At 72.5% G+C, this 13,341-nt stretch carries 9 protein-coding genes and 2 pseudogenes; 7 read left to right on the top strand and 4 right to left on the bottom strand.

What is annotated here, in order from left to right:
- Positions 1 to 101 precede the first annotated feature (101 nt).
- Positions 102 to 1,112 (bottom strand): 2-alkyl-3-oxoalkanoate reductase, encoded by a 1,011-nt coding sequence (oleD, locus tag FQY79_RS08970; protein ID WP_146312590.1) that lies wholly within the window; start codon positions 1,110 to 1,112, stop codon positions 102 to 104.
- Positions 1,109 to 2,785 (bottom strand): olefin beta-lactone synthetase, encoded by a 1,677-nt coding sequence (oleC, locus tag FQY79_RS08965; protein ID WP_146312589.1) that lies wholly within the window; start codon positions 2,783 to 2,785, stop codon positions 1,109 to 1,111. Before oleC ends, oleD begins: the two co-directional genes overlap by 4 nt.
- 116 nt (positions 2,786 to 2,901) lie before the next feature.
- Between oleC and FQY79_RS08960 the strand changes: the two genes are divergently transcribed.
- Positions 2,902 to 3,333, top strand: coding sequence for a YkgJ family cysteine cluster protein (locus FQY79_RS08960; protein ID WP_246123063.1), 432 nt, complete (start codon positions 2,902 to 2,904; stop codon positions 3,331 to 3,333).
- Between the two features lie 2 nt (positions 3,334 to 3,335).
- On the opposite strand, the gene FQY79_RS08955 is transcribed toward FQY79_RS08960, so the two are convergent.
- Positions 3,336 to 4,178, bottom strand: a complete 843-nt coding sequence (locus FQY79_RS08955; RefSeq protein ID WP_186759934.1) for an alpha/beta fold hydrolase — start codon at positions 4,176 to 4,178, stop codon at positions 3,336 to 3,338.
- A gap of 286 nt (positions 4,179 to 4,464) precedes the next feature.
- On the opposite strand from FQY79_RS08955, the gene FQY79_RS08950 reads away from it, so the two are divergent.
- From FQY79_RS08950 to FQY79_RS08925, 6 genes and pseudogenes are all read left to right on the top strand, one after another.
- Positions 4,465 to 4,941, top strand: coding sequence for a biliverdin-producing heme oxygenase (locus FQY79_RS08950; RefSeq protein ID WP_146312586.1), 477 nt, complete (start codon positions 4,465 to 4,467; stop codon positions 4,939 to 4,941).
- On the top strand, positions 4,938 to 6,656 hold the full coding sequence (locus FQY79_RS08945; protein ID WP_146312585.1) for a GAF domain-containing protein: 1,719 nt from the start codon (positions 4,938 to 4,940) through the stop codon (positions 6,654 to 6,656). Before FQY79_RS08950 ends, FQY79_RS08945 begins: the two co-directional genes overlap by 4 nt.
- 135 nt (positions 6,657 to 6,791) lie before the next feature.
- A pseudogene (locus FQY79_RS08940) lies at positions 6,792 to 7,421 on the top strand ((2Fe-2S)-binding protein); the annotation flags it as partial.
- A 25-nt stretch (positions 7,422 to 7,446) separates the two neighbouring features.
- A pseudogene (gene cobA, locus FQY79_RS08935) lies at positions 7,447 to 8,239 on the top strand (uroporphyrinogen-III C-methyltransferase).
- A gap of 106 nt (positions 8,240 to 8,345) precedes the next feature.
- Positions 8,346 to 9,083: an SDR family NAD(P)-dependent oxidoreductase gene (locus FQY79_RS08930; protein WP_146312583.1), complete on the top strand. Its 738-nt coding sequence runs from the start codon at positions 8,346 to 8,348 to the stop codon at positions 9,081 to 9,083.
- Positions 9,084 to 9,179: 96 nt separating this feature from the next.
- Positions 9,180 to 9,911: a UPF0149 family protein gene (locus FQY79_RS08925; protein WP_146312582.1), complete on the top strand. Its 732-nt coding sequence runs from the start codon at positions 9,180 to 9,182 to the stop codon at positions 9,909 to 9,911.
- Between the two features lie 36 nt (positions 9,912 to 9,947).
- Here FQY79_RS08925 and FQY79_RS08920 read toward each other — a convergent pair whose 3' ends face one another.
- On the bottom strand, positions 9,948 to 13,298 hold the full coding sequence (locus FQY79_RS08920) for a class I SAM-dependent DNA methyltransferase (protein ID WP_222434270.1): 3,351 nt from the start codon (positions 13,296 to 13,298) through the stop codon (positions 9,948 to 9,950).
- Positions 13,299 to 13,341 lie beyond the last annotated feature (43 nt).

Genomic DNA, 13,341 nt, shown 5'->3' with positions numbered 1-13,341 from the left:
GCGGGGTGAGTCCGTCGTGAAGGCGCGGCGCGGCGGGCATGAAATCAAGGCACCAGGGCGCGACGCTCACGCCGCCCTGACGCGTCGCGGCAGGCTGCCGTTCAGCCGCGCCAGGCCGCGCGCAGCCGCTCCAGGCCTTCGGCGATCGGGACCTTCGGCACGTAGCCGAAATCGCGCCGCGCCGGCTCCATCGAGTACCAGTGGGTGGTGCTGAGTTGCTCGGCGAGGAAGCGCGTCATCGGCGGCTCGCCGCGCAGCCGCAGCAGCGGCCACAGCGTTTCGCACAGGGCGCCGACCGCGTAGGCGACCGGGAACGGGATCGTGCCCTCGACCCGCGGCGCGCCGGCAGCCTCGAGCAGCGCGTTGACGATCTCGCGCGTGGGCCTGGGCTCGCCGTTGCTGATGAAGTAGGCGCGGCCCGCGCAGGCCGCGCCCGGCGCGAGGTGCTCGAACGCATCGAAGTGCGCCTGCGCGGCGTTGTCGATGTAGGTGGTGTCGATGCGGTTGCGGCCGTCGCCGACAAAGCGCAGGCGCCCGGCCTTCGCGCGTTCGACCAGGCGCGGCAGGATCTGCTGGTCGCCCGGGCCCCAGATCAGGCGCGGGCGCAGCGCGACCGTCGCCAGGCGCGCGCCGTCGGCCAGCTCGCTGCCGTTCGCCGCCAGCACTTCCTTTTCCGCGATGGTCTTGGTCGCCGCGTAGGGCGCCTTGAAACCCTCGCCATAGGGCACGGTGTCGGCGGTCCCGCCTTCGACCGGATGCGTGCGCCGGTGGGTCACGCTCGGCGTGGAGGTGTAGACCAGGCGTCCGATTCCCAGTGCGCGGCAGGCGGCCAGCACGTTCCGGGTACCGACCACGTTGGCCTGGAAATAGCCGTCGTAATCGCCCCAGGCGCCGGCCTTGGCGGCGTTGTGGAAGATGGCTTCGGCGCCGCGCGCGGCCTCGAGCACCGCCTGCGCGTCGGCGAGGTCGCCTCGCACCTGGCGCACCCCCAGCGCATCGAGCGCGGGGTAGTGTCCGCGGTTGAAGCTCACCACCTCGTGGCCGCGTTCGACCAGGCCGCGGCACAGGGCCTGGCCGAGGAAACCGCCGCCGCCGGTCACCAGGATCCTCATTGCGCGCCTCCCAGTCGTTGGCCTGCCCACGCGGCCAGCTTCTCGCGGCCGATCTTGGCATTGTGGCGGATGTCCACCGGGAAGCGCGGATGGAACAGGAAGGCGTCGATGCGCGCGGTGTGCGGGTAACGCGCGCCGGTCGCGCGCAGCTCGCGCTCGATGCGCGCGTGCTCGCCCGCGGGCACGCCGGCATTGGCCTCGACGCACAGCACCGCGCGCTGCGCGCCCGGCGCGCCGATGCCGACCAGCGCGGTGCGGCGCACGTCCGGATGGACGTTGAACACCGGCTCGACCTGCTCGGTGTACAGCGGCCCGTCGGCGGTCTCGACCCGCTGCGACTTGCGTCCACAGAACCACAGCCGGCCATCGGCATCGAACCAGCCCACGTCGCCCATGCGATGCACGATGCGCTCCGAACCGTCCGCCAGGCGCTCGCGGATCTTCGCCAGCGCGGTCTGCGCCTCGCGGTTGAAGTAGGCGTCGGTGGCGGTGGGACCGGCCACGGTGATCTCGCCCACTTCGCCCGGTGCGACAAGCAGGTCATCGGACCACTCCGCGACCGGGTCGTCGCCGATGCGGATGATGCGCACCTCGTTCGGCGGCACCGGGCGGCCGACGCAGGTGCCGGCGCCCTGCTCGGTGCGCTCGCGCAGCGACAGCAGCTCGCGGCCCTCGATCACCGCCACCGGCAGGCATTCGGTGGCGCCGTAGGGCGTCCAGAACCGCGCATCGTCCGGCAGCAGTTCCAGCATCCGCGCCACCACCTCCGGCGGCACCGGCGCGCCGGCCGACGTCACGCGCCGCAGCGTGGGCAGCGGCGCGCCATGGTCGGCCAGCACCCGCATCAGCGCCGGCGAACCGAACAGCTGGTCGGCGCCGAAGCGGGCGATCGCCGCATGCAGCTTGCGCGGGTCAGCCGCGGCCGGGCGGGTGGGGTCCATGTCGGGAATGATCGAGGTCAGCCCCAGCGCGGGATCGAACAGCGCGAACGGCGGGAAGGTCGGGAAATCGACCCCGCCCGGTGCGATCCCGAACGCGTCGCGCAGCATCCCGACCTGGGCGACGAAGTGGCGATGGCGGTAGACCACGCCCTTGGGCACGCCGGTCGAGCCGCTGGTGAACAGGATCGCGGCGACGTCGTCCGCCCCGGTGTCGGCCGGCGGCGGCGCGGCGCCCGTGCCCTCGCGCTCGACCCGGGCCAGCGTGGCATCGGCGAGCAGCGCCCAGCGCCCGGTCGTCACCCGCACCCGCGCCGACTTCGCCCAGCCCAGCAGCACCCGCGCCAACTGCGCCAGCGGGATGCCGATGAAGGCCTCGGGCCTGGCCTCGTCCAGGCACTGCCGCAGCGCGCGCCGGTCGATGCCCGGATCCACCAGCACCGGCACCGCGCCGGCCTTGAACAGGGCGAACATCAGCAGGAAGAACTCCGGCGTCGGCCGCACCATCAGCACCGTGCGGGTGCCGCGCACGATCCCGCGCCGGGCCAGGCCCGCGGCGATCGCGTCGCTGCGGGCGTCGAGTTCGCCATAGGTGAGCGCCTGGCCGTAGCGCCCGTCGCGACCCGGGCAGCGCATCGCCACGCGGTGGGGCGCCTGGGCGGCCAGGCGCGGCAGGGCGGCGGCGATGTTGCATGGGGCATCGGGCGCCGGGGCGGCACTCGGGTCCTGGGCCATGGCGGGGTCCGGGTCGCGAAAACCGGCATTATCGCCCGCCCTGTCGGCGCGGGCCTCTTGCACGGGCACCGCCGGGCCGGGAAAAATCGCGCCCGATCCAGATCCTGCCCGCCGCCGTGCATCCCTGCCTGAGTTGTGGCGCGTGCTGCACGCGCTATCGCGTCGCCTTCCACTGGCTCGAATCGGACGAGGTCGCCGAAGGCGGCGTGCCCGCGGAACTGACCGAGCGCCTGGACGCACACCGGCTGTGCATGCGCGGCACCCGCAGCGAGCCGGTGCGCTGCGTGGCGCTGGACGCGCGCATCGGCGAGTACTCGCGCTGCACGATCCATCCGCGGCGGCCGTCGGTGTGCCGCGAGGTGGAGGCGTCGTGGGAATCCGGCCGGCCCAGCCGCCAGTGCGACCAGGCCCGGATCGCGCATGGCCTGGCGCCGCTCACCGCCGCCGACTGGCGCTGGCGCGACGCCGCCGGCAACGACGATGACGGCCGCCCCGACGACAACGGCGATCCGCCCCCGGCGCCTCGGCTGCCGCCGATCGCGGCCTGAACTCAGAGCGGGTGGCGGTCGAGGAAGCCGCGGATTGCCGGCACCAGCACCTCGTGCCGGTCCTCGAGCACGTAGTGGCCGGCGTCCTCGAAGGCGTGCACCTCGGCCTGCGGCCAGTCGCTCCGGAAACGGGCGAGGAAATCGCGGTCGAACACGAAGTCCTTCAGCCCCCAGCCGATGAAGGCGGGGCGGTCGGCGTACTCGCGCAGGCGCTGGCCCGAGGCCTCCACCAGCGGCCAGGCGCGGTCGCCCGGGCGCAGCGGGATGTCCTGCATGAAGCGCACGGTGGCGATGCGGTTGGCCCAGCTGTCGTAGGGCGCGACGTAGGCGCGGCGCACCTCGCGCGGCATGCGCCGCTCCACGCCCAGCCACGAGGCGCCCGCCGAGAATGCGTTGAAGCCGCGGATCACCAGTTCGCCGATGTTGTAGTCGCGGCCCAGCGCGATCTGCCAGGGCATGGGCTTGCCGGCCGGCATCGGGAACGCGGCGGTGTTGAGCACCACCAGGCGCCGTACCCGCGGCATGCGTTCGAGCGCCCAGCCGAAGCCGATCATCCCGCCCCAGTCGTGCACCGCCAGGGTCAGCGGGCCGTCGATGCCCAGGTGCTCGAGCAGCGCCTGCAGGTCGTCCACCCGCGACTGCAGGGTGTAGTCGTAGCGCGGCAGCGCGTCGCGGTCGTCGTCGGGCTTGTCCGACAGGCCCATGCCGACGTGGTCGGGCACCACCACCCGGTAGCGGTCGCGCAGCCCGCGCACCAGGTGCCGCCAGTAATAGCTCCACGAGGGATTGCCGTGCAGCGCCAGCACCACCTCGCCGTCGCGCGGACCCTCGTCCAGGTAGTGCATCCGGATCCCCGGCCGCACTTCGAAACGGTGGCTGGCGAAGTCGTAGTCGGGGAAGGACACGGGCGCGTACGCGGGAACGGGGTGCGCATTGTAGCCGGCTCACCAGGCTGAACCCGGCCGCCGCCTGCCGCGCCGGGGAACCTGTACCCTAGGGCGCATCGACGGGAACGCTTCCAGCATCCGCCAACCGCCCCGGGACGGTGACGCAGCGCCGTGCCTGCGCGCGCACCTGCGCGCCGCCACGGCCGACCTTCACGCGCGCGTCGATGCGCTGTTCCCGCGCGGGTTGGACACGGTCGATGCCTACCGCCGCTACCTGCTCGGCATGCACCGCTTCGCCGTCGACTATGAATGCGCCACCGGCGCGCTGCCGCGCCGGTCGGCGTGGCTGGCCGGCGACCTCGCCGCGCTGTCGCTGCCGCCGCTGCCGGCGGAAGGACGCTGCGTCCCCGTCGCCGGGCATGCCGCGCGGCTGGGCTGGCACTACGTGATGGCCGGCAGCAGCCTCGGCGCGCGCAGGCTGCTGCGCGACGCGCGCCGGCTCGGCTTCGGACCGGGCCGGGGCGGCGACTTCCTCGCCCGCCACGCCGAAGGCGAGGACTGGAACGCCGTGCTCGCGCAGCTGCGCGGACACGGCGCGGACGACGAGGCGCGCGGCGCCGGGGCGGTGGCCGGCGCGCGCGATGCCTTCACTCTCGTGTACACCTGCTTCGAGCGCAGCTTCGACCGCATCCCCATGCCATTGCCAGAGGACTGCCGATGACCCCGGAACTCGAACGCGCCCTGCAGGCCTGCGCCAGCGAGCCGATCCACCTGTCCGGCGCGATCCAGCCGCATGGCTACCTGGTCAGCTCCCGGCTGCCGGACTGGACCATCACCAACGTCTCGGCCAACGTCGAGGAACTCACCGGCGCGGCGCCGGAGGCGATGCTGCGCCGCTCGCTGCGCGAGTTCATCACCGACGACGTGATCCAGGCAATCGCCGAGACCATCGGCTTCAGCGATCCCGGCGCGCCGGCCCAGCGCGCGGCGGTGGCGAACATCGGCCCGTCGGCGAAGCTGTGCGAGGTCAGCGTGCATGCCGCCGAAGGCCTGGTCCACATCGAGATCGAGCCGCACGTGCACGGCGCCGGCGACCGTTCGCCCACGCTGGTGGCGCAGGCGATGATCGCGCGCATCGCCCAGGGCCTCGACGAGGCGGGCTTCCACGAGCGCGTGGCCGAGCAGGTGCGCAAGCTCACCGGCTACGACCGGGTGATGGTGTACCGCTTCCGCCACGACGACTCGGGCGAGGTGGTGGCCGAATCGCGCGAACCGGACATGCCCCCCTACCTCGGCCTGCGCTACCCGGCCTCGGACATCCCGCCGCAGGCGCGCCGGCTGTACCTGCACAGCCGGATCCGGGTGATTCCCGACGCGCGCTACCGCCCGGTGCCGATCCTGCCCGACCGCAATCCCGGCGGCGGTCCGCTTGACCTGAGTCAGCTCTCGCTGCGCAGCGTCTCGCCGGTGCACCTGGAGTACCTGGCGAACATGGGCGTGGCCGCGTCGATGTCGATCTCGATCGTCGCCGGCGGCCGGCTGTGGGGCCTGATCGCCTGCCACCACCGCACGCCGCGGCCGGTGCCCGCGGGCATCCGCGCCGCGGCCGACCTGTTCGGCCTGTTCGTCTCGATGCGCGTGGCCGCGCGCGAACAGCAGGAGGCGGCGCGGCTCGAGGAGGAGGCGCGCGGTGTGCGCGACACACTCGCCCAGCGCCTGTCCGCCGCCAGCGATCCGCGCTTGGCGCTGCCGGCCGAGCTGGAACTGCTGCAGCGCGCAGTCCCGGCCGACGGCGTGGTGCTGCTGCAGTCCGGCCATTGGCACGCGGCCGGCCGTTGCCCGCCGCCGGAGCGCATGCCCGACCTGCTCGCCTGGCTGTGGCGCGCGGCCACGCCCGGCGCGCCCGTGGCCACCGACCGCTGCGACGACTGGAGCCCTGGCCGCGAGGCCGCCGGCGGCGTCGCCGGCGTGCTGGCGTTGCCGCTCGATCCGGCGCGCGACGAATGGCTGCTGTTCTTCCGCCGCGAACAGGTCGAGGAGGTGCGCTGGGCCGGGCGCCCCGACCAGCCGATGGAGCTCGGCGACGACGGCCAGCGCCTCGGGCCGCGCCGCAGCTTCGAGGCCTGGACCGAGACCGTGCGCGGCACCAGCGCGCCGTGGAGCGACGCCGACCTGCGCATCGCCTCGCGCCTGGGCCTGGCGCTGCGCGAGTTCCACCAGCGCGGCGGCGGGCAGGCGGAGGCGCGCGAACTGCGCGGCCGCCGCAACCCGCTCGACGTGCGCGGGCACCGCGAGCGCCTGCTGCGGCTGTCGGAACTGCTCGACAGCCTGGTGCACGTCGATCCGGGCACCGCGAGCGCGCTGGCCGAGCGCATTGCCCGCCTGGAAGAGGAACTGCGCCAGCTGATCACGTCAGGGGACGCGGTCGCGGAATGAGTGGGTCGCGCGTGCGGGGATCCGTGCGTGGACCGCGCTGCGTGACGAGGGAGATTGCGCGGGAAGACGGGGGTTTGCAGCGGCCCGGTCGCGGCTGAAGCCGCTCCTACGGGCGGGTGGTGATGCCGGGGAGGACACGCGGCGGTGCGGGTGGAGAAGGCGACGTTCGGCTGGCACCTGCTGGCCGCGCGCCGCGGCGATGCGCTGGCACTGCACGCCGCGCTGCAGCCACTGCTGCGCGACTGCGGCTATGCGGGGCTGGCACTGCATCCCTGCGCCGAGAGTACCGGCGACGACCAAGCCTGGATGGTGCTGCGCGCGGCGGCCGCGGAGCCGATGCCCGCGGCGTGGATGCAGCGGCTGGAGGATGCGTTGGACCTCGACACCGGACCGGACACGCTCGAGTACCGCGACGCGCGCCGCGGCCTGCTGCGGCGCGTGGCCTGGCGCGAAGACGACGGCGGCTCGCGGATCGAAGGCGTGCTGTGGGCCGACGCGCGACCCGGCGGCGATGCCCTGCTGCAGGCCGCCCTTGCCGACCGCCCCTGGACCGGCCCGCGCCTGGCCGCGTTCTCGTCCGCGGCCGCGGCCGTGCGCGACCCGATGGTCTGCGTCTGCCGCCAGGTCAGCGAGTCCCAGATCCGCGCCGCGGTGCGCGACGGCGCCGACCTCGCCGCGCTGCGCACGCGCCTTGGCTGCGGCACGGTCTGCGGCTCCTGCACCCCCCAGCTGCTGCGCCTGGTCGCCGAACCCGTCCGCGCATGACCCCGCCCCGCCACCGGAGACCGCCATGGACCCCGCCAGCAACGATCCGCACCTGCCGCGCCCGATCCCGGCCGAAGTCGTGCTCCTGTCCGCCGGCCCCGGCGACCTGGAGCTGCTGACCCTGCGCGCGGTGCGCGACCTGCAGGCGGCGGACGTGCTGCTGCTCGACGAACTGGTCGACCCGGCGATCGTCGAACTCGCGCCGGGCGCGCGCGTGCTGCGCGTGGGCAAGCGCGGCGGCTGCCGCTCCACGCCGCAGGACTTCATCTGCCGGCTGATGCGCCGCTACGCGCGGCAGGGGCTGCGCGTGGTGCGGGTGAAGGGCGGCGACGCGCTGCTGTTCGGGCGCGCCGGCGAAGAGATCGCGTTCCTGCGCGCCGCCGGCGTGCCTGTGCGCATCGTCAACGGCGTCAGCGCCGCGTTCGCCGCCGCCGCGTCGCTCGGCGTGTCGCTCACCCATCGCGAACACTGCCACGGCGTCACCTTCGTCACCGCCCACACCGCCGACCATGGCGAACCGGACTGGGCCGCGCTCTGCGCCACCGGCACCACGCTCGCGATCTACATGGGCGTGCGCAGGATCGACGCGCTCGCGCGCGCTGCTGTGCCACCTGCCCGCGCGCACCCCGGCCGCGATCGTGCAGGCGGCGACCCAGGCGGGCGAACGGCGCACGCTGACCACGCTCGGCCGCCTCGCCGGCGCGGCGGCAGGGGTCGCGCCGGGCCTGCCCGGGGTGATCCTGGTCGGCGGCGCGCTGCGTGAAGTCGCCTTCGAACGCAGCGGCCAGCCCGCGCAAGCGGTGCCGACGCCCGCCTGACGCGACGCCAGCGGCGGTCCCGGCCGCCGCCGCGTTGACCCCGATCAATGCGCCCGCGGCCGCCACCGGCCAGCATGGCAGCCGGACACATCGACGGGAGCCGCACATGGGGACTCCACTGGCAGGCAGGACCGCCCTGGTCACCGGCGGCGCGCGCGGCATCGGCGCGGCCATCGTGCGCAGGCTGCATGCCGACGGCGCGCACGTCGCCATTACCGACGTGCTCGAGGCCGACGGCCAGGCGCTGGCGGCGCAGCTTGGCGAGCGCGCCCGCTTCTTCGCCCACGACGTCACCGACGACGGCGCCTGGCGGGCCGTGGTCGAGGCCACGCTCGCGGCCTTCGGCCGGCTCGACGTCCTGGTCAACAACGCCGGCATCTACGAGGCCGGGACCATCGAAGAGGCCGACCTCGCCGGCGTCGAGCGCCAGTTCCGGGTCAACCAGTTCGGCACGTTCCTGGGCATGCGCCACGCGCTGGCGCCGATGCGCGCGGCCGGCGGCGGCAGCATCGTCAACATCAGCTCCATCGCCGGGCAGCTCGGGCTCGCCGGGTCCGGCGCCTACGTCGGCACCAAGTGGGCGGTGCGCGGCATGACCAAGACCGCCGCGGTCGAGTTCGCGCCCGACCACATCCGCGTCAACTCGGTGCACCCGGGTTACATCGAGACGCCGATGCTCGGCGGCGTCGATCCCGAGGCGCTCAAGGCCGGCGTCGAGGCCACGCCGCTCAAGCGCATCGGCAAGCCGGAGGACATCGCCGCCGCGGTGGCCTACCTCGCGGGCCCGGACGCGAGCTTCGTCACCGGCGCCGAACTGACCGTCGACGGCGGCTGGATCCTGTAGGAGCACCGCGGGGGCGCGGGGCCTGCGGTGGCGTCTCCCGGCGGGAGGCCGCCGCGGGCGGCTACCATGCACGTTTCAACGCACGAGCCTTCGCCCATGACCGCTGCACCTCCCGGCCTCGACGACGGCCAGATCGAACGCCTGTCCGACCTGCTCGACCGGCGCGCGGTCCCGTTCCGCGGCTTCAACCTCGAAGCGCTCGACGGCTTCCTCTCCGCCCTGGCGGTTTCGCCCGAAGACATCCCGGCGGACGAATGGAGGCCGGTGGTCTGGGGCGGCAAGGAGCCGCGCTGGGACAGCGAGGCCGAACGCCGCGAGGTCCACGGCCTGCTCGACGCGCACCTGGCGATGTGCGCCGCGCGCGCGCGCTTCGAGGGCGACGACCTGCCCGAGCACCTCGCGCCGCTGATGTGGCTGCCGGAGGATCCCGAACTCGAGGGCGAGGACGCGCTGCACGAGGACGAACTCGACGTCGGCCACGACTGGGCGCTGGGCTTCTTCGAGGGCGTGGCCCTGCGCGAGGAGGCCTGGGACCGCTGGCTGGACGGGCACGACTGGATCGGCGAGGCGCTCGACCTGCTCGACCGGCTCGCCAGCGGCGAGGTCATCGACCCGGCCGACCCCACCGCCCCGGCCGCGCCGGTGACCTACCGCGAGCGGCTGGAAATCATCATGAGCGTCCCCGGCATGCTGGCCGACCTCAACCGCCACCGGGTCGAGGCGCTCACCCCGCGCACCCCGTTGCGCCGCGACGACGGCCCGGGCCGCAACGACCCGTGCCCCTGCGGCAGCGGGAAGAAATACAAGAAGTGCTGCGGGGCGCAGTAGCCGGGAAGCGGACTGCCGCGCGGCGCGGCCGCGCGGTCATGCCGGTTCGTAGCGGCCGTCCTGCTCGCGCGCGCGGCCCAGTGCCACGAGCATGTCGAGCAACTGCGGCAGGCGCCGCTTCCATGGGCCGCGTGCGGTGAAGCGGGCCGCCACGTCGTCCACCGACAGCGGATGCGCGCTGCCGGCCAGCACCTCGGCCACCGCGCGCACCTGCTCCACCGCATCCCTGGGCCAGGGCTTCGGCTTGTTGCCGGCCTGCACCGCCACTGCTGCGACGATGGCCTCCTCCGCCGCGTCGCCCCCGTCGTGCTCCACGCCGCCCAGGGCGGGCTGCTCCGGCGCCTGGCCACCGCCCGCGGGATTCTGGAACTCCGGGCGCAGCCAGCGCACGATGCCGCGCGCCTCCTCGGCGGCGCGCTCGGCGTTGAGCGCGACCAGCCGATCCAGCACCGCCTCCTCGAACGCGCGCTTCGCATCCTCCCGGCTTTGGCCTTCGGCCGGCGACTCGTTGCCATGCGCCACGCGCAGCAGCGGCAGCAGGTCGGACCACCCATAGGCTTCGAGCACGGCGGCGTCGAGGTCGTCGTGCAGCTGGCGCAGCACCGACACCAGTCCCTGCTCGTGGATGGCGCGCTCCTTCGCGCTCAGCGGCTCGCCCGCGCGCAGCTTCTCCAGCACGTTGTACATCCCGGTCAGAGTCAGGCCGGGATGCGCGGCCTGCTGGCGCTTGCGGTGGGCGTCTAGTTCCTCGACCAAACGCCGGATGTCCGCGCCTTCAACAGTCTCAATGTCGGGAAAAGGAAAGTTACTAAAGCACTGTGTATTGTTGTATCGAGGGCGATTCTCTAGGGTTCCGCTGGTTGCTAACGTCCAGGTTATGTGCACCACACTGGATAGAACGCCAGCAAAGAAAGCATCTTCGATGGCGATAGCCATCAATGATCCGTCAGGCAACGTATCCGGCCAAGGCAGGAAAACGAATGTCCTGAACTTGGACACCTCAGAGGTTGCCAGGTAGCGGTTCAGTCCTTTAAGGGCCTTGCGGAGCCCCGGGCGCGGCTCGCCGAACACCCACCACCGCTCCCGGTGACTGGCGCGTGCAACCTGATCGCGGAACGGCTTCACATCGTGAACGAGCTTCTGGTAAAGGCGTGGGTGTTGTTTTCTCGCCTCGTCTTCTTCCATTCCGAAAAAGTCGATCACCCACTCCGGAACGCGGCGTGCTGTGACATCGCGACCGGTCCAGTATTCTCTGAGAACAGGGCGATCCTCCTTATCCTGTGCCATATATGTGGCTTCATCCAGACGGAAGCCACTGCCGACGAGCTTCACACCCTGGAAGCAGATGCCCCTATTTGCAATGAGCGGGCGTGCGCTGTTGATGTTTGCTCCGACCCGAAGATTTGACTGGATCTGTCCACGTTGAGTCGCAAGCTGGATACTGAACTCACCATGTTCCATCGCGTCTTCCATGACCACGGTCTGGAGAATCCCAGTAGCCACCTCCCTCGTCGCGACCGTCATGGCAATGCGTACTGCGGCACCATCCGATCCATCCACCCACGGGTGATCGGGAATCGCAAACGCCAAGAATAGTGCCCCCTTTTTGTCTGAAAGATGAGGCTGAACAACCCGCTGATTGAACGTCTGCCGGATCGAGTTGGTCGTGATGAATCCGAACCGTTCCAGCGCACCCTGCCGGGTCAGCTGCGCGGCGTAGTGCCACCAGTACATGACAAAATCCGAGGTTTCCGGTACTTCCGGCCATGCGCTGCGCAGGGCTTCCACGTAGCCGTCACCCAGCGCAAGGCGCATGCGCTTGTTGCCGATGAACGGCGGGTTGCCCACCACGAAGTCCGCCTTCGGCCAGGCCGCCTTGCGCGGGTTGACGTAACGCTCCACCGGCTTGCACGCGGTCTCGTCGGGCACCGGCTCGCCGGTGACGGGCGAGGGTTTCATGGTCTCGCCGTCCCAGCGCGTGACCGGGCGGCCGTGTTCGTCGGTGACCAGCTCGACCCCGTCGTAGGCCAGCACCGCGTCGCGGCACTCGATGTTGCGGAAGTCGCGCACCACAGGCTGCGGCGGGTTCACGTCGCCGCGGGTGCGGAAGTGCCACTGCAGGTAGCCGATCCACAGCACCACCTCGGCGATGGCCGCAGCACGCGGGTTCAGCTCGATGCCCAGCAGGTTGTGCGGGTCCACCGTCTCGCCGCCCAGGGCGTCGGCGCGGTCCCCGCCCAGCGCCAGCCCGGCCTGGCGGTAGCCGAGCTCGTCCAGCGCATTGAGCACCTCGCCCTCCAGGCGCTTGAGGTGCTCCAGGGTCACGTACAGGAAGTTGCCGGAGCCGCAGGCCGGGTCCAGCACGCGCACGCTGCACAGGCGATGGTGGAAGCGCAGCAGTTCCTGCACCGCCTCGTCGGCCTTGCCCTCGCCCGCCAGCGTGCCCGCGGCGGCCTGCGCCAGGCCCCATTCCTGCCGCAGCGGCTCGATCACCGTGGGCAGCACCAGGCGCTCGACGTAGGCGCGCGGGGTGTAGTGGGCGCCGAGCTTGTGGCGCTCCTTCGCGTCCAGCGCGCGTTCCAGCAGGGTGCCGAAGATGGCCGGTTCGACATGGCGCCAGTCGGCCTTCGCGGCCTCGACCAGCAGGTCGATCTGGTCGCCGTCCAGGGGCAGGGTGTCCGGGCTCTTGAACAGCTTGCCGTTGAACCGCAGCACGTCGTGGGCCAGCACGGCCGAGAAGCCGCCGGCGTCCATGTCGCGCCACAGCTGGGCGAGTATGCGCATGGCCACGTCGGGCTGTTCGCGGTACCTGTGCAGCAGTTCGCGGAAGGCGTTGTCCGGCAGCAGGTGGACGTCCTCGGCGAACATGGTGAACAGGCAGCGCATCAGGAACTGGGCCACCTGTTCCGGCGCGTGGCCGGCCTGTTCCAGGCTGCGTGCCAGCCGGGCGAGGCGGTGGGCGATGTCCCGGGTGACGCGCGCGGACTCGCGGCTGGGGTCCAGCGACATCGGGTCGAGCCAGACCCGGCGCAGGCGCTCGCGGATCTCGTCCCTGCGCAGGTCCTGCAGCGCGATGCGGTGGCTGCTCGGGTCCGGGAACGGGACGTAGGTGCCGCCGGAACGGCTGAACTCCGAATACAGCTCGATGCGGCGGCCCACGTCCACCACCACCAGGAACGGTGGGCGCCCCTCGCTGGCGGGCAGCGCACGGGCGTAGGCCTCGGCCTGGCTGCGCGCGCGCAGCAGGGCGTCGTCGAAGCCCTTGTGGCCGGTGCCCTGGCGCAGCTTCTTGGACTCGAGCACGAAGGCGCCGCGGCGGTACAGGTCGATGCGGCCGACGCTGGTGCCGCCGTCGCCGTGCACGAAGGTGACCGGACGCTCGAACATGTAGTCCTGCTCGGGCGTTGGATGCGGGCGCGGCACCCCCCAA

It is taken from the genome of Luteimonas wenzhouensis (assembly GCF_007859305.1).
GTDB classification, from domain to species: domain Bacteria; phylum Pseudomonadota; class Gammaproteobacteria; order Xanthomonadales; family Xanthomonadaceae; genus Luteimonas; species Luteimonas wenzhouensis.
The sequence above is the reverse complement of the archived record's forward strand: the minus strand, read 5'-3'. Positions and strand labels throughout refer to the sequence as shown.